Consider the following 16,149-nt stretch of genomic DNA (forward strand, 5'->3'; position numbering starts at 1 on the left):
AGGCGTGATCTGAATGGCTGTTTTTTGGCTATTTGTTGCTGCGTTGGGCAATGGCTCGGCAAACCTGCTCCACCGCATTGAGGGCTCTCGGGGTGAAGCGGTGCAGCTCATCCGAGTTGATTAAATCGAGTCGCTGATGCTGTACAGCGTCCAGATTTGGCCACTTTTGCCAGTGACGAAGGGCGTCAGGATCTTGACTCCCCGCCAGGATCAGCGATGGGTTGGCCCTGATGACCTGTTCAATATTCACCTGAGGATAGGGTGTTCTGGCGTTGGTCATGACGTTGACTCCGCCGCAGAGTTCGATGGCCTGAGCCGGCCAGGCATTGCCACTGACGCTGGTGAGCGGCGGGTACCAGAGCTGGTAGAACACCTTGACGCCGGTTGGTTGGCCATAGCGCTGTTGCAGGGTATGCAGGCGTGCTAGATAGCGATCGGCGGCTTCGTCGGCACTCTTTTCCACTCCCAGCAATTTGCCGAGAGCCCGCATCTCGGTGGCCAGCGAGGCAAAATCGGTAGGCTCCGAGTAGAAAATCGGGATACCCAGCTGTGCCAGTGGGGTCAGCATCCGTGATTGAGCCGAGCGCCAGCCGAGAATGAGATCCGGCTTTTTCGCCAGCACTGCCTCGACGTTGATGCTGCGATAATTCGCTACCTTTGGTTTGGTCTTGACCTCGGCTGGATAGTCGGAAGCATCGTCAATGGCCACCAGTTTGTCGCCGGCGCCAATCTCGTAGAGCAATTCGGTCAGGTGAGGAACAACACTCACCACCCGGGTTGGCGTGGCGGCCTGCAGGACACCGGGCAACCAGGCAAGCAGCACGCAGGGCAGCCAGATCGGCAAGCGCAACACCCTACCCATGAAATAACCCCGCTACCGTGATAATCAGCGCCAGCATCAACCAGCCCCAACCTATTGCTTGCAGAATATTGAGCACCTTGCGCGGTGACTCGCTATCTGGTTCAGCACCAGTGCCGATGACGGGCCAGCGCTGGAGAGTCCCTTGATAGTAGCGAGGGCCACCAACTCGGAATCGGCACTTTTCGGCCAGCAGAGTGAGCAGCATCCCCATGGCGGGATAGGGCCAGAGCGCGCCACTGCGCAGCAGCTGTGCGGCCTGTTTGAGACGGCTTGCCAGCAGTGGCAGCGCCAGCAGCAAAATGACGGAGGCATTGAGCCCCTGATAGAGGGCGCTGGCGGCGCGACCAAAGTGGTCGAAGGCGGGATCTTTGCGACTCCAGCTCTGATTCATCAGCTGCGCCAGTCGCCAGAGCAGGGCGCCCTGTACGCCAGCCAGAGCATATCCCAGCAGCGGGCCAGCCCATTGGCCGACCAGACGCAGGGCGCAGCTCTCCGTCACCGCTTTGGCGAGCCCCATGGCCGAGAGTTTACCGGTCTCCCGTTTGAGCCAGGGGGCAGACTGCAATCTTGCCAGCGGCAGGGTCACCTGGGTGGCGAGCGAGCGGGTGGCATGGGCGAGTTCGCGCAGTGGACGGGATTCGAGCATCAGCAGCAGGAACAGCAGGTCGAAGATCGGCTCGCTCAAGGCCAGATTGCGCAGCGACCAGAGCCCGGCGGCGCAGGGGAGCCAGACTACCAGCATTGCCAGCAGGCCGGCCTGCATTTGCTGGCCGGGTGAACCATCGGGTCTGTGTACCTTGTGCCCCAGCCGGGTCAGCAGGGGCGTGACGGCCGAAAGACGTAGATGGGATGGCCACGGGATCACCGCCTCCAGCAGGGCAGCACCTACCAGAATGGCCGCCGTCGTCGAGAGGAGGGCGTCGGCCATCAAATCAAGCGAGCCGGTCTCTATCACAGCTTGCCGAGCATCTTGATAATCACTTCGGCGGAGTGCTTGCCGGCCACTTCGATGAAGGCATCGAAGGATTCAACCTGTTCCTTGCCTGCGATATCTGACATGGCGCGTACCACCAGATAGGGCACGTTGAACATGTGGCACACCTGACCGATGGCGGCACCTTCCATCTCGACCGCCAGCATCTGCGGGAAGTCGGCGCGAGCCTTGGCGATGGCGTCCGGTTTGCACATGAACTGATCGCCGGTGCAGATAAGGCCGACCTTGGTCTGGTGTTTGCCCTGCTCGCCGATGCAATCCTGAGCGACCGCGATGAGCTTCTCGTCGCAGGGGAAGGCGGCGGGTTGCTGCGCCATCTGGCCCATCTCGTAACCAAAGGCGGTCACGTCGACATCGTGAAAACGCATCTCGCTGGCGATCACCACATCACCGATGTGCAGGTCCTGGGCAAAGCCGCCCGCAGAGCCGGTATTGATGACGCAGTCGGGGGCGAATTTTTCCAGCAGCAGGCTGGTGGCCACGCTGGCGGCGACCTTACCGATACCGGAGCGGGTCAGGATCACCTCTTTGCCTGCCAGCATCCCTTGATAGAACTCGCAGCCGCCCAGTTGCAGGGTGGTGGGGTTGCTCATCTGGCTGCGCAGCAGGGCTACTTCTTGCTCCATGGCGCCGATAATACCTACTTTCATTGCTGACCTCGTCTTGATAGCCGTGTGGCTGAATTTAAGTTGCTGTAGATCATAACAAAAGATGGCGTCGGCGCCGAGAGGCGCAAGCGAAAGGAGAGATGAAGTGCGGCGCTCAATATGGGAGCGCCGCAGGTGACAAAAGCATGGATGAGAGAGGAGAGAGCCTTTAGCCGAGCGCGGTATCGAGCGTCATCATCAGGGCAAAGCCTGCCATCAGACCGAGGGTGGCATAGGTCTGGTGACCGTTGCGGTGGGTCTCCGGGATCACCTCGTGCGAGACCACAAACAGCATGGCGCCGGCGGCGAGCCCAAGTCCGATGGGGTAGGCGATGGCAAGGCCGCTGGAGAGCCCCACCCCGAGCAGGGCGCCAATCGGTTCGAGCAGGCCGCTGGCGATGGCGACCAGCACCGCCACCGAGGGGCGAAAACCGGCGGCGCACATGGCCAGCGCCACCGCCAATCCTTCCGGAATATCTTGCAGTGCGATGGCAGTGGTAAGCGGCAGCCCCACCGACATATCCCCCTGCGAGAAGCTGACCCCGATGGCCATCCCCTCCGGCAGGTTGTGCAGGGCGATGGCAAAGACGAACAGCCAGACCCGGGAGCAGCTCTCATGGCCGGGGCCGCAGGGGCCGGTCTTGTCATGCTCGTGGGGGGTGAACTGATCCAGCCCCAGCATCAACAGCACCCCGAGGGTCATGCCGACCACCACCACGGCGGCGGCGCTAAAGCCGTTGCCGGTAATCCCCTCGGCGGCCTCCAGCCCCGGCAGCAGCAGGGAGAAGGCACTGGCCGCCAGCATCATACCGGCGGCAAAGCCCAGCATGGTGTCCTCAACCTTTTGCGGTACCGAGCGCAGAAACAGGGCGGGCAGGGCGCCGATGGCGGTGGCGGCAAACCCGGCGGCACCACCGATGAGGCCGTAGCGCACGCCGCTGGTCACCTCGCCGGTAGCGAGCATGATGAGACTTTGCAACAGCAGCAACAAGACGGCAGCCAGCGCGATAAAGAGACCGAGGGCGGTAAGTGGCCGCGCCTGCAGTTGTTCACGCAGCTGGGCAGACCAGGTTGAAGCGGGCAGATACGAGCTGTTATCCATAAACAGGGCCTCTTGTTACAGCAAATGGTTACAACGAAGGGGGATGGCGCTCCGCCATCGGGTCATGTTGGTCATTACAACGAGTTGATAGCCCCTTGTCCATGCCACTGCCTCGATTGCATTTATCGGTTAACTATTTGAAATGATTTGGTCGCTATAAATATTTTGTGATGAATGTCGGGTTGTGAAGGAAATCAGCTTGCATTCATTTGGTGAAATCTGGTGAAGGATTAGGCGATATTGTGATAGAGTGCGCGCCTCGCGAAATCGTCCTTCCCCCGCTTTCGCAACCTTCCATCTCCCGTCAGGAATGGCCGGGATCAGCTCATACGGATGTGATCGCTACTGTTTACCTGCTTGTCAGCAGTTGAGGATCAACAGCCAATCATGTTTTACAAGAATCTCTCCATCGGCAAAAAGATTGCCGTGGTTTTTGCGGTCATTGCCGCAGTCAACGTTGTCTTCGGTGTTTTTCTCTCCAGCGAATTGCGCGGCGTGCGCGATCGGGTGCTGAATTTTACCGACTCTACGCTGCCGAGTGTCCTGTCGGTCGAAACCCTGCTCTACGACGTCTCTTATGTACGTCGGGCCCAGTTTGCCCTGCTGATGGTGGATGATGCTGCCGACCTGCAGGCCCGTCGTGGCCGTATTCAGGAGAATATTCGGAAGGTTGATGAGGCATTTCGTGCCTACGAGGCGACCGTAGGGGCCGACAACGAGCGCCAGGTGTTTAACCAAGCCAAACAACAGTGGCTCACTTATCAACGTTCGGTAAACGAGTTTGATATGCTGCTGGTGCAGGGTCAGCATGATCAGGCCAAAACCCAGCTGTTTGCCTCCAACCCGCTCTTCGGGGCGCTGGAGCAGGCGGTCAACTCGCTGATCCAGGTGAACCTCGGTTTCGTCAAAGAGAACCGTGGCAGTCTGCTTGGCAGCGTCAGCATGGTGACCACCTTCGCCATGGTGAGCATCGGTGCCCTGCTGGTGTTCATGGTGGTGATGACCTGGTTCCTGACTCGCCAGATCTGCCTGCCGCTGCAAGCCGTGGTGGCTCAGGCCAACGCCATTGCCGCCGGCGATCTGACCCATCAGCTGGAGCGTCAGCACATCGGCCGTGACGAGCTGGGCATGCTGGCCAAAGCCTCTCTCAAGATGCAGGACAATCTGCGCGGTCTGATTGAAGAGGTGGTGGCTGCGGTCACCCAGCTTGGCACTGCCATCGAGGAGGTGAGCGCCGTCTCCGAGCAGTCCGCCAAGGGCATTCAGAGCCAGCAGCAGGAGATCTCGCTGGTGGCGACCGCCATGACCCAGATGAAGGCCACTGTGGCCGATGTGGCGGGCAATACAGAGCACACTTCTGAGTCTGCCAGTGCGGCTAATACCTTGGCTCGCAAAGGCAACCAGGATGTGCAGTGTTCGCTGGTGGCGATCACCCGGGTGGCTGAAGAGATTGAGCAGGCTGGCACCTTGGTGGCCGAACTGGAGCGTGAATCTGCCCAGATCAACGTCGTTGTGGATGTGATCCGCGGCATCGCCGAGCAGACCAATCTGCTGGCCCTCAATGCGGCCATCGAAGCAGCCCGCGCCGGCGAGCAAGGTCGTGGCTTTGCCGTGGTTGCCGACGAAGTGCGCACTCTGGCGGGTCGTACCCAGGCCTCGACCGGCGAGATCGTGGCCATCATCGAAACCCTGCAGGCACGCGCCAATCAGGCCAAAGAGGTGACTGGCCAGAGCTGCGAGATGATCCGCCAGTGTGTGGATCAGAGCGAGCAGACCGGTACCGGTATCCAGCAGATCGAAGAGGCGGTCGCCCAGATTGCCGATATGGCGATCCAGATTGCCAGTGCCTGTGGTGAGCAGGATGCGGTGTCTGACGAGCTGGGTCGCAACGTCGAGCGGATCAACGAATCCGCCAATGAGGTGGCGCAGGGGGCGGATCATACTGCCCGCGCCTGTCTGGAGCTGAGCCAGCTGGCGGTGGGTCTGAAGCAGACAATCGGGCGCTTCCGTCTCGCCTGATAAGGGGGCTGGAGTGCTCCGGCCCCTTTATTCATAAAAAGTCGGGGCGCTTTGCCTGCCCTCACGACACCCGGCCATGTGCCGGGTGTTTCTTTATCTGGCAATCGTTACGAGGCCTGATGGTTGGGGATCTTCATACAGAGGATGGAGATCAGGGCAAACTGGGAGGGAGATCAGATGCTTATCTCTGCCTGTGTGGTGATATTCAAGAAGGTTGGTTAAGGCGTGTTTGCTAACGAGAGAAGGGCGACGAACTGTTCTGGGGATGGGGAACGGGGCGAGCGGTTGGGGCGCGAGCTACGGGGGAAGAAGAGCATAAGCAGTTGGTTGGAATGCCCTGACAGGGTATATCGCAGCAATAAAAAAACCGGCTTGCGCCGGTTTTTTTATATTGGTGAAGGCTGGGGAGCTGGCTTATTTAGCCAGAGACTCCGGCAGCTCTTCGCGGATCTTGCCCAGCATCTCTTTCAGGACGCGCGGGTTGGCAACCACGATGTTGCCGGAGTTTTCGTAGTTGTGACCACCTACGAAGTCGGTGACGATGGCGCCAGCTTCTTTGGCCAGCAGTTCACCGGCAGCGGTGTCCCAGGGTTTCAGGCCGATTTCCCAGAAACCGTCGACGCGACCGGCAGCCACGTAGGCCAGATCCAGTGCGGCAGAGCCGGAGCGACGGATGTCGGCACATTCAATGAACATGCTCTGGAACATCTTCAGGTAGGACTCGATGTGGTGCTTTTGCTTGTAGGGGAAACCGGTCGCCAGCACGGTGCCAGCCAGCTCTTTGGCTTTGCCGACACGGATGCGGTAGCCGTTCAGCTGGGCGCCGCTACCACGGGTAGCAGTAAACAGTTCGTCACGGATGGGATCGTAAACAACGGCTTGTTCGGTTTTGCCTTTCACGCGCAGGGCGATGGAGACGGCAAAGTGCGGAATGCCTTTGACCAGGTTGGTCGTGCCATCCAGTGGGTCAATGATCCATTGGTAGTCCGGATTGGTACCGGCAATCTCACCAGACTCTTCAGCCACAATGCTGTGCTCCGGGTAAGATTTTTTGATGGTGTGAATGATGGCCGCTTCGGCTTCACGGTCAACGTTGGTCACGAAGTCATTGCTGCCTTTTTGGATTGCCTCAATGTTTTCAGGCTGGGAGAAGGCTTTTACTACAACTTGACCGGCGTTGCGCGCAGCGCGCACGGCGATATTCAGCATAGGATGCATAGGTTCACCACTGGATGTTAAAGAACGGGGGATAAAAGGACGCGGTATGATACCAGTATTTTGTGCGATGGCAACTGTTATCCCCCTACGACCAATTGATTACCACTGCCAGATTTGACGGCTCCAATATAGACCAGATCTGCGCTAGTCTTATCCCAGCAGCCGGATACAGGCTGTCATGAGCATAGGGATGTGAACCATGAATTTGTCATTAGTGAGTCAGAACGTGTCAGCGGCCAGCGAGGGACTGTTGGCCATCTTGCGGTCATCACCCGAGTATGGTGATCACTTTGCCCACATCACCGTGACCCCCCTGGCCCAGTGGCAACCGGCCAAGACGGAGGCGGCGATCCTGCTGATCGACGGCGATGCGCCCTGGCAGGATGCCGGATTTGCCCGAGGAGAGGATGAGACGATCGGTTTGCCGGTCTTGCCGCTGCTGATCCGCAAGGGGGACAAGGAGCTGACGGTCTGCGGGCCGGATGTGCGTGACCCCCGTTTCTATTTTGTCTCAAACGGCATCGTGCTGGATGAGTCGGAGCTGGCCGAGCCTGCCTGCAGCCGGGTGCTGTTGCGCAAGCTGGAGTCCTACTTCCCGCTGCTTTCCCGCCTGATCATGCTGCGCCAGCGCAAGCCGGTCGCCGTGATCAACTAATATCTACCATTGCCAGAGCGCACCAGCGGCGCACCGTGGCCTTGTTTGGCCTATGGTGCGCCGCTTTTTAATGGTCTGGAGCTGGTCACTTGTTGCAAGATGAGGCGGCTATGGTGTTGCACTCTGTTAAAACTGTGCAATCTGGCTATGACCAACAAGGAGTGAATCATGATCGATTTTTACACCGCCGCGACCCCCAATGGCTTCAAGGTGGCTATTGCACTGGAAGAGCTGGGATTGCCCTATCGGGTCATTCCTCTCGATCTCTCGGCACTGGATCAGAAGAAGCCTGAGTTTCTGGCCATCAACCCCAACGGTCGCATTCCGGCCATCGTCGATCGGGATAACGACGACTTCGCCGTATTCGAGTCGGGTGCCATCCTCATCTATCTGGCGGAGAAAACGGGCAAATTGTTGCCGGCGGACCCCAAACGCCGCTCTCAGGCCATTCAGTGGTTGATGTTCCAGATGGGCGGGGTAGGGCCCATGATGGGGCAGGCCAACGTCTTCTACCGCTACTTCCCCGAGAAGATCCCCGCCGCCATCGAACGTTACCAGAAGGAGGGGCGCCGCCTGTTCGAGGTGCTCGACAGCCATCTGGCTCATCACGAATATCTGGCGGACGAGTACAGCATCGCCGATATCGCCACCTGGCCCTGGGTGCGGATTTATGACTGGAGCGGCATCTCCATCGAGGGGTTACCCCATCTGCAAGCCTGGATGGATCGGATGGCCGAGAAGCCTGCCTGCCAGAAGGGGATCACCATACCACCGCGCAAAGAGCAGCCGGATGAGCTGATCAAGCAGGCACAACAGATGGTAACACGTTGATTTTGAACTGCAGACGGGGCATAAAGCCCCGTAATATTAGAAAAACTAAGGCAAGCCGATTATAAAGATTCGTTCGTTTTCTGTGAGCTGAATCACTATGATGCCCCCATACCACCAAGCGTCCTGTGCGGTGGTCTGGCGGGCTCCCCGCCTACTGTTTCCAACACTGTTTTTGATTGCATCACAGCCTCTGTGATCAGATTCCTCTGGGCCATTTTGTGCCAGAGGGCGGCAGCATTTTTTCGATTTTTTGGGACTGATATGGATCGGCACAGTTTTTATCCGTTGTTTTTACTGACCATTCTGATGGTCGCTGTGGGCCAGATGACCCAGACCCTCTATGTCCCCTCCATTCCCATGATGGCGGGGGACTTCAATGTGGCCTCGGGCCAGTTGCAGGCGGTGATGGCCTGTTACCTGATCCCCTATGGCCTCTCCCAGTTTGTCTACGGGCCGCTGTCGGATCGCATCGGTCGTCGTCCGGTGCTGATCGTCGGCATGATGGTGTTTCTGGTGGGCACCCTGATCATTCAGGTCATCCCCCATTTTGCCGCCCTGCTGGTGGGCAGCTTTATTCAGGGGCTGGGTACCGGTGCCGGTGGCGCCATGAGCCGTACCGTGATGCGCGATCGCTACAACGGTGCCGAGCTCAACCGCGCCAACAGTCTGGTGAGCATGGGGGTGATCTTCTCCCCTCTGCTGGCCCCGGTGCTGGGTGGCTGGCTGACCGAGCTGTTCAACTGGCGCGCCGGTTACTGGTTCCTGTTCGGTTTTGGTGCCGTAGCCACTCTGGCAATCATGGCCTGGTTTGGTGAGACGCTGCCTGCTGCTGCCCGTCAGCCACTGCTCGTCGGTGCTGCCTATCGCCATGTGCTGGGCAACCCCAAGTTTCAGGGCAACCTGCTCTGCCTGATGGCGACCTTTGCGGGACTCGCGGTATTTGAAGCGGCGGCCGGTGTGCTGCTCGGCGATGTGCTGAAACTGAGCGCCCGTACCGTGAGCGTGCTGTTCGTGCTGCCGCTGCCCGGCTATCTGTTCGGGGCCTGGCTCTCTGCCAAGCTGAGCTTCCGTTTGACTCAGGGCAAACTGATGCGTCTTGGCATCGCCTTTCTGGCGCTCGGCTCCCTCATCATTCTGGTGCCGGGACTGTTCGGGGTGGTGAGTGCCGCCTCGCTGGTCGGTGGTGCGGCTGTCTACTTCATCGGTAGCGGTATTCTCTACCCGACCGCCACTTCCTGTGCCATCGAGCCCTTCCCGGGTCAAGCCGGCACCGCGGGGGCCATTCTCGGCGGGATGCAGAATCTGGGGGCGGGCGTGGTGACCCTGCTGACCGCCGGTTTCCCGATGACTGGACAGGTAACCCTGGGGGCCATCATGACCCTGATGGTGCTGATCGTGGCGCTGAGCTTTGTCTGGTTACGCCACCACGGCTCCCCCCACGAGCAGATGGCAATTTGATCTGCCGCTCTCTTTGCATCTGGAGCAAGCCCACCCTCAGCGGTGGGCTTTGTTTTATCCGGAGAACGGGCTAGGAGATCGCATTAGCTTGATGTAGTGATCGATGTTGTGAGGTTAACTTCAGGCAAAGAAAAAGCCCGTCACGCTGGTGACGGGCTTTTGCTGTTGGTACCCCGAGATGCCGTTGCCGGTTTGGGCCCTTGAACCGTCGGTTCAAGGCGGGGATCGGATCTGACCGCAGGCTTCTCGGTCGTGCCGAGCATGCGCAATAGCCAGAAGGCAGATCCCCTGTTTGGTATGAATATCGGCTCGGGGACTTGAACCGGCTGACAAACATCCCAGGGAATTTTAAAACGGTTTGCGATTAGGGCTGTTGCCCCTCTTCGCTGGAATCACCATATTGTCCGTGCTCGATCAGGGCCGCTTCGATGGTGCGCTGCAGCATCTTGATCCGCTTGTCCATGGTCTCAGAGTATTGGTGGTTCTTCTCTTTTTCAAGGCAGAGCTCATGACAGAAATTGAGCGCCGCCATGATAGCCAATTGCTCGTTGCTGGAGACTTTGGAGCGTTGACGCAGGTCGATCAACTTGTCGGTCAGCTGCTCGGCGGCCTGGCGCAGGGCATCCTGCTGTCCCAAGGGACAGGATACCTTGTAGGGACGTCCCAAAATGACGATTTCTACGGCCTCTGTGCTCATGCCTTCCTCAATACGGCGGAGCTGATTTCCGCCTTTATCCACGTGGACAACTGGGCGGGACTATATAGCGCAGATGCATAAGTTTCAAGGCCTTGCTGGCTCTGCAAGAGGGAGAATGCTAGGATCCTGACCATTAATTCTGCAAATTTGACTGAACTTTGAGCGGATCCTCGATGAGCAAAACGAACCCCCTTAAATATGCGGCAGTGGCCGACATCATGGAACAACATGAGCTGATGGCCAGCGCAGTAGAGGCCCATGGTGTGATCTGCGGTCTGGTGTGCGGCGGTGTGGCACTGGACGACAAGAGTTGGCTGCCCCATTTCAACGATCTGGTGAACGACGGTTTCGGCCTGCCGGCCCCGGTGCGCCAGGTGATGACCGATCTTTATCACAATGTGGTCGAGAGCCTGATGGCCCAGAAGGGCGTCGAGCTGTTGCTGCCAAGCGATGATGCTCCCCTTGATGAGCGCATCGATTCGCTGGTGGACTGGTCACAGGCATTTCTGGCCGGTTTTGGCGTGGTGCAGCAGGAGCTCTCCCGCGCGTCGGAAGAGCTGCAGGAGATGATCCAGGATATCGCCAGCATCACTCAGGTCTCCGCCGAGTTCGATCAGGAAGATGACGAGAACGAAGCCTCTTTCCTGGTGCTCTACGAACACGTCAAACTGGGTGTCATGATGGCCTTCGAAGAGTTTGGCAAGCGCCCCGATACCCCGAGCGCGCCGCCGACCCTGCATTGAGGTGCGGGTCAACGCGACCCTTACTGAATCTGCAAGAGCGCCTGATGGCGCTCTTTTTTATTCCCTTGTGGTGGCTAACCCTGTGAGGCGCAACCGGTTTTTTGCCGGTGACCTCGCATTCGGCCAGCGGCTTTGTGATAGCATGAAGCCACCTTTTTCACTTCTTCCTCTCTGCTTATGTCTCAATCTGATGTGCGACAGGTCGATGTCACCCTGGTCGGCGGTGGAATGAGCGGCGCCGTGCTGGCCCTCTCGCTGGCAGCCCTGCTTCGAGCCGATGGCTGCCCCCTCGAGATCCTGCTGCTGGAGGCAAGCGTCCCCGAACAGCACACCCATTCAGGGTTCGACGCCCGCGCCATTGCGCTCTCGGCCGGTACCTGTGATGCGCTGTTGCGACGCGGACTCTGGCCGCTGTTTGCCCCCCATTGCGCCCCCATTACCCAGATTCATGTCTCGGATCGGGGCCACTTCGGCCAGGCTAGCCTGTCGGCTGCCGAATACGGTCTGCCTGCTCTGGGCCAGGTGATCGAGCTTGCATCCGCCGGCAAGGAGCTGCAACGGGCGATGGCGGCCTCTCCCAATATCCGGGTCTGCTGTCCGGCCCGGGTGAGCGAGATTGTGCCCGATGAGGAGAAGGTGACTCTCACCCTCGAGAGCGGTGAACAGATTGAGACCCACCTGCTGGTGGCGGCAGACGGCGGCAACTCCTTTGTGCGTCAGCACTTCAAGTTGCCGGTGACCCGCCACGACTTTGAGCAGTACGCCATCATCGCCACGGTCAAAACGGCGCAAGACCCTGAGGGACGCGCCTTCGAGCGTTTTACCGAAGGGGGGCCGCTGGCCCTGCTGCCGATGCAGGATGGGCTCTCCTCTCTGGTATGGAGCGTCGGGCAGCATGAGGTGGATGAGCTGATGGCCCTCGATGAGGCGGCGTTTCTTGCCCGTCTGCAGCAGGCCTTTGGCTGGCGGCTTGGTCGCTTCGAGCGATGCGGCGTGCGTAATGTCTATCCGCTCATTCTGACCGCCTGCGACTACCCGCTGGCCCAGCGCACCGTGCTGGTCGGTAATGCCGCCCACGCCCTGCACCCGATTGCCGGGCAGGGCTTCAACCTCGGGATGCGGGATCTGGACCTGCTTACCGGCGCCGTAGCCAAGGCGTTGGCAGAGGGGGAGGATATCGGCAGCTTCAAGGTACTGAGTGGCTACTGGCAGCAGCGTCAGCGCGATCAGGAGCAGACCGTCTGGCTCACCTCTTCGCTGGCCCAGCTCTTCTCCAATGGTCACGATCCGCTGGTGGCAGGGCGCAATCTGGCGCTCACCCTGATGGGGCGATTCCCGTGCCTCAAGGCGCCGCTTGCCTCGCGCACCCTGGGCTTTGTCGCTGATGTGTGCGGCAACTAGCCAGCACTTGTTGAGTGGAACCTGTTGACCGCCATTCGTTGATCAAAACCTATTGAATAAAGAGGTGATGCCTGCGGGCGTCCCCTCGCTGGCCAGCCGGTCAGCCCTGAAAGGATGAGATGATGCAGATGAAAAATGTGGATGTGGTGATTGTCGGTGGCGGCATGGTGGGGCTGGGGCTCGCTGCGGCCTTGAAACATAGCGCCCTCAAGGTGCTGGTGGTGGAGGGACAACTGCCCGACCCGCAGCTGGGGGAGGTGGCCGATAATCGGGTCAGCGCCCTGAGTCTGGCCAGCCAGCAGATCCTGCGCCATGTCGGCGCCTGGGACGGCATTGAAGCGCGCCGCCTGCAGGCCTATGACAAGATGGCGGTGTGGGAGCAAGACAGTTTCGGCCATATCGACTTCGATGCCGCCAGCCTGCGTCAGGCCAACCTCGGCCATATTGTCGAGAACAGGGTGATCCAGCTGGCGCTGCTTGAGGCGATTGAAGGTGCCAGCAATATCCAGTTGCTGACCCCCGCCAGAGCCAAGAGCCTGCAGAGCGGCCCGGCGGGCGCCCTGCTGCTCCTTGAAGATGGTCAGGCCATCTCGGCCAAACTGGTGGTGGCTGCCGATGGCGCCCACTCCTGGGTGCGCCGTCAGGCTGATATCCCGCTTACCAGCTGGGATTATGGCCACCACGCCCTGGTGGCGACGGTGCGCTGCGCCGAACCCCATGAAGCTGTTGCTCGCCAGATCTTCACCCCGGATGGCCCGCTCGCCTTTTTGCCGCTGTGGAAGGAGAACCTCTGTTCCATCGTCTGGTCGCTGCCTGCGGCCCGTGCCGAGGCGCTCTGCGCCTGCGATGACGAACAGTTCAATAGCCAGCTTACTGCCGCCTTCGATGCCCGGCTCGGTCTGTGCAAGGTGGAGGGGGCGCGCAGCGCCATTCCCCTCACTGCCCGCTATGCCCGCGACTTTGCTCGCGAGCGGTTGGTGCTGGTGGGAGATGCCGCTCATACCATCCACCCGCTGGCGGGGCAGGGGGTCAACCTTGGCCTGCTGGATGCTGCCGCGCTGGCGGAGCAGATCTTGCAAAATCATGTCGCGGGTGAGGATATCGGCCTGCTCGCCAACCTGCGCAGCTACGAGCGCTGGCGCAAGAGCGAGGCGGCTCGCATGCTGGCTGCGATGGAGGGGCTCAAGCGGCTGTTCAGCGGGGCCAACCCGCTCAAGAAGCTGGTGCGGGGCGTGGGATTGCGCGCGGCCAATCTGCTGACGCCGTTCAAGGAGGGGGTGATCCGCGCCGCCATGGGGCTGGAGGGAGAGTTGCCCGCATTGGCCCGTCCTGACTGGGCTGTTGCTGCGACCAAGGGCAGTGCCATGCAGGCCAAGGGTGAAAAAAACTAATATTACTCGCCGTTTTTGACAACAAAAGTAATCCGACAAGGCTGATGACCCGTTTTGGGTGTCAGCCTTTAATTTTGCTCTGGGGCGAAACGTTTTTCTGCAAATTGTGACGAAACGGTAAAAATCAAAATTTAATCTCGCCTGAGTCGGCTTATGGCTGTTTTTATCACTGCATTTATCTTAGTGTCTGGAGTCAGTTTTACGGGAGGGGATTAGTTTTTTTTGAGCGGCACGCTCGCCTGCTTGTCATATAATCCGCTCCGTTCAAGGAATCCCTCTTGCCTGGCAAGGGCAGGAGCGAGCACACACTTTTGGATCCGGTCGCTTTTTGTTGCACGCAGTGCAGTCAGAGCGGTGGCGCGGGTCGCAAGGGTGGTCGCCAAAGCGAAAAGGCTTTTTGCTAAGGAAAGAATGCGATGATCCAGACTACTGTACTGCATCCCAAACACCTGGAAGCCGGCGCCAAGATGGTGGACTTCCACGGTTGGGAAATGCCCATCAACTACGGCTCCCAGCTGGAAGAGCATCACGCGGTGCGCAGCGATGCCGGTATGTTCGATGTCTCCCACATGACCATCGTCGATTTGACCGGCGAACGGGTCAAAGCCTTTCTGCAACACCTGCTGGCCAACGATGTGGCCAAACTCACTGCCCCCGGCAAGGCCCTCTACAGCGGCATGCTCAATCCGGAAGGCGGCGTGATCGATGACCTCATTACCTATTACCTCACCGATACCTTCTACCGGCTGGTGGTCAACTCCGCTACCCGCGAGAAGGATCTGGCCTGGATCCGCCATCACGCCATCGATTTCGACATCACAGTGACCGAGCGTCCGGAGCTTGCGATGATTGCGGTGCAGGGCCCCAACGCCAAGGTCAAGGCCGCAGCCGTGCTGAGCGCCGCCCAGCGCACTGCCGTAGTGGGGATGAAACCCTTCTTCGGCGTGCAGGCTGGCGATCTCTTTATCGCCACTACCGGCTACACCGGCGAAGATGGTTATGAAATCGTGGTGCCGCAAGAGAAAGCCTGCGAGCTGTGGCAGGCACTGCTGGATAACGGCGTCGCCCCGTGCGGCCTCGGTGCCCGCGATACCCTGCGCCTCGAGGCGGGGATGAACCTCTACGGTCAGGATATGGATGAGTCAGTCTCTCCGCTGGCCGCCAACATGGCCTGGACCATCGCCTGGGAGCCGAGCGATCGCAACTTCATCGGCCGCGACGTGCTGGAAGCACAGAAAGTGGCGGGCAATCAGCCCAAGCTGGTGGGTCTGGTGATGGAAGAGAAAGGGGTGCTGCGTGCCGGTATGCCCGTTACCTTCACTGCGGCAAACGGTGAGAAGCGGGAAGGTGTGATCACCTCCGGCTCTTTCTCCCCCACCCTGGGCTACAGTATTGCCCTGGCACGGGTGCCCCGTGATATCGGTGAACTGGCCGAGGTGGAGATCCGCAAAAAGCTGGTCACCGTGAAGGTCACCAAGCCCGCTTTCGTCCGTAACGGCCAGAAGCTGGTTTAATACCGTTTTGGGGGAGGGCAGTGCCTCCCCCATCCCTTTTCATATTCGTTTTTAAACGCGACTCAAAGATCAAAGGAAGCACAAATGAGCCATATCCCGAGCGAACTGAAATATGCCACTTCCCACGAGTGGATCCGTGTTGAAGCCAACGGCGAGGCCGTGGTCGGTATCACCGAGCACGCCCAGGAGCTGCTGGGTGACATGGTGTTTGTCGAGCTGCCGGAAGTGGGCAAGCAGGTCAGTGCCGGTGACGACTGCGCCGTGGCCGAGTCGGTCAAGGCGGCCTCCGATATCTACAGCCCGGTGAGCGGCGAGATCATTGCCGTCAACGAAGAGTTGGAAGGGAGCCCCGAGCTGGTCAACTCCGACCCCTACAGCGCTGGCTGGCTGTTCCGCATCAAGCTCGATGACGAGAGCGAACTGGCCAACCTGCTGGATGCCGAAGGCTACCAGAACGTGGTGGACGAAGAGTAATGCCCCCGGGCCCTGCCAACACAGCAGGGCCCCTTTGTATGACCGCCAGCCGGGCAAGCACCGGCCGGTGGAAGGGTGAAGTCGTCCGCGCCTGCCGTTTGCCACCCTGGGAGCCCAGGGGGCAAACGGGTCGGTTCGCAACA

At 59.6% G+C, this 16,149-nt stretch carries 16 protein-coding genes and 1 other RNA gene; 9 read left to right on the forward strand and 8 right to left on the reverse strand.

All coding sequences use genetic code 11. From position 1 onward, the window contains the following. Window positions 1-28 precede the first annotated feature (28 nt). The 4 genes from OKB77_RS05055 to OKB77_RS05070 all read right to left on the reverse strand — a co-directional run bounded on the left by OKB77_RS05055 (window position 29) and on the right by OKB77_RS05070 (window position 3,605). Window positions 29-862 (reverse strand): cobalamin-binding protein, encoded by an 834-nt coding sequence (locus OKB77_RS05055; protein WP_270817054.1) that lies wholly within the window; start codon window positions 860-862, stop codon window positions 29-31. Then, complete coding sequence (locus OKB77_RS05060; RefSeq protein WP_270817055.1) at window positions 855-1,817, reverse strand: cobalamin biosynthesis protein CobD/CbiB; 963 nt, start codon at window positions 1,815-1,817, stop codon at window positions 855-857. Before OKB77_RS05060 ends, OKB77_RS05055 begins: the two co-directional genes overlap by 8 nt. Next, window positions 1,814-2,506: a 5'-methylthioadenosine/S-adenosylhomocysteine nucleosidase gene (gene mtnN / locus OKB77_RS05065; RefSeq protein ID WP_270817056.1), complete on the reverse strand. Its 693-nt coding sequence runs from the start codon at window positions 2,504-2,506 to the stop codon at window positions 1,814-1,816. The genes OKB77_RS05060 and mtnN overlap by 4 nt, the downstream gene beginning before the upstream one ends. A gap of 166 nt (window positions 2,507-2,672) precedes the next feature. Beyond that, window positions 2,673-3,605, reverse strand: a complete 933-nt coding sequence (locus OKB77_RS05070) for a ZIP family metal transporter (RefSeq protein WP_201998330.1) — start codon at window positions 3,603-3,605, stop codon at window positions 2,673-2,675. 387 nt (window positions 3,606-3,992) lie between these two features. Between OKB77_RS05070 and OKB77_RS05075 the strand changes: the two genes are divergently transcribed. Beyond that, the gene (locus OKB77_RS05075) at window positions 3,993-5,624 is read left to right on the forward strand and encodes a methyl-accepting chemotaxis protein (protein WP_270817057.1); all 1,632 of its coding nucleotides are present in this window, start codon (window positions 3,993-3,995) and stop codon (window positions 5,622-5,624) included. Window positions 5,625-6,038: 414 nt separating this feature from the next. Here the strand turns inward: OKB77_RS05075 and suhB are convergent, their stop codons facing one another. Further along, window positions 6,039-6,842 (reverse strand): inositol-1-monophosphatase, encoded by an 804-nt coding sequence (gene suhB, locus OKB77_RS05080; RefSeq protein ID WP_005352992.1) that lies wholly within the window; start codon window positions 6,840-6,842, stop codon window positions 6,039-6,041. Window positions 6,843-7,041: 199 nt separating this feature from the next. Here suhB and OKB77_RS05085 point away from each other — a divergent pair, with 199 nt between their 5' ends. From OKB77_RS05085 to emrD, 3 genes are all read left to right on the forward strand, one after another. Then, window positions 7,042-7,497 (forward strand): hypothetical protein, encoded by a 456-nt coding sequence (locus tag OKB77_RS05085; RefSeq protein ID WP_005352991.1) that lies wholly within the window; start codon window positions 7,042-7,044, stop codon window positions 7,495-7,497. A 168-nt stretch (window positions 7,498-7,665) separates the two neighbouring features. Then, window positions 7,666-8,328 (forward strand): glutathione S-transferase family protein, encoded by a 663-nt coding sequence (locus tag OKB77_RS05090; RefSeq protein WP_043819510.1) that lies wholly within the window; start codon window positions 7,666-7,668, stop codon window positions 8,326-8,328. Window positions 8,329-8,589: 261 nt separating this feature from the next. Then, window positions 8,590-9,786: a multidrug efflux MFS transporter EmrD gene (emrD, locus tag OKB77_RS05095; protein WP_270817058.1), complete on the forward strand. Its 1,197-nt coding sequence runs from the start codon at window positions 8,590-8,592 to the stop codon at window positions 9,784-9,786. Window positions 9,787-9,952: 166 nt separating this feature from the next. Here emrD and ssrS read toward each other — a convergent pair. Both ssrS and zapA read right to left on the reverse strand, forming a co-directional pair. Continuing rightward, window positions 9,953-10,134: non-coding RNA, 6S RNA (ssrS, locus tag OKB77_RS05100), on the reverse strand. Window positions 10,135-10,150: 16 nt separating this feature from the next. Then, window positions 10,151-10,483: a cell division protein ZapA gene (gene zapA / locus OKB77_RS05105; RefSeq protein ID WP_005333910.1), complete on the reverse strand. Its 333-nt coding sequence runs from the start codon at window positions 10,481-10,483 to the stop codon at window positions 10,151-10,153. Between the two features lie 173 nt (window positions 10,484-10,656). Between zapA and OKB77_RS05110 the strand changes: the two genes are divergently transcribed. The 3 genes from OKB77_RS05110 (at window position 10,657) to OKB77_RS05120 (ending at window position 14,018) form a co-directional block, all read left to right on the forward strand. Further along, entirely contained in the window at window positions 10,657-11,226 is a 570-nt protein-coding gene (locus OKB77_RS05110; protein WP_005333908.1) for a UPF0149 family protein, read from the forward strand. Between the two features lie 177 nt (window positions 11,227-11,403). Next, complete coding sequence (gene ubiH, locus OKB77_RS05115; protein ID WP_270817059.1) at window positions 11,404-12,627, forward strand: 2-octaprenyl-6-methoxyphenyl hydroxylase; 1,224 nt, start codon at window positions 11,404-11,406, stop codon at window positions 12,625-12,627. A gap of 122 nt (window positions 12,628-12,749) precedes the next feature. After that, complete coding sequence (locus OKB77_RS05120) at window positions 12,750-14,018, forward strand: FAD-dependent 2-octaprenylphenol hydroxylase (protein WP_270817200.1); 1,269 nt, start codon at window positions 12,750-12,752, stop codon at window positions 14,016-14,018. Between the two features lie 212 nt (window positions 14,019-14,230). Here the strand turns inward: OKB77_RS05120 and OKB77_RS05125 are convergent, their stop codons facing one another. After that, entirely contained in the window at window positions 14,231-14,458 is a 228-nt protein-coding gene (locus tag OKB77_RS05125) for a hypothetical protein (protein WP_041915404.1), read from the reverse strand. Between OKB77_RS05125 and gcvT the strand changes: the two genes are divergently transcribed. After that, window positions 14,435-15,532 carry a glycine cleavage system aminomethyltransferase GcvT gene (gcvT, locus tag OKB77_RS05130; protein ID WP_204483771.1) on the forward strand — a complete coding sequence of 366 codons (1,098 nt, stop codon included), beginning with the start codon at window positions 14,435-14,437 and terminating at the stop codon, window positions 15,530-15,532. The two genes, OKB77_RS05125 and gcvT, sit on opposite strands and share 24 nt — an antisense overlap. 84 nt (window positions 15,533-15,616) lie before the next feature. Further along, window positions 15,617-16,006, forward strand: a complete 390-nt coding sequence (gene gcvH / locus OKB77_RS05135) for a glycine cleavage system protein GcvH (protein ID WP_005333898.1) — start codon at window positions 15,617-15,619, stop codon at window positions 16,004-16,006. Window positions 16,007-16,149: the final 143 nt, after the last annotated feature.

The sequence above is a fragment of the Aeromonas sp. Y318-3 genome (assembly GCF_027706185.1).
GTDB lineage: Bacteria > Pseudomonadota > Gammaproteobacteria > Enterobacterales > Aeromonadaceae > Aeromonas > Aeromonas veronii.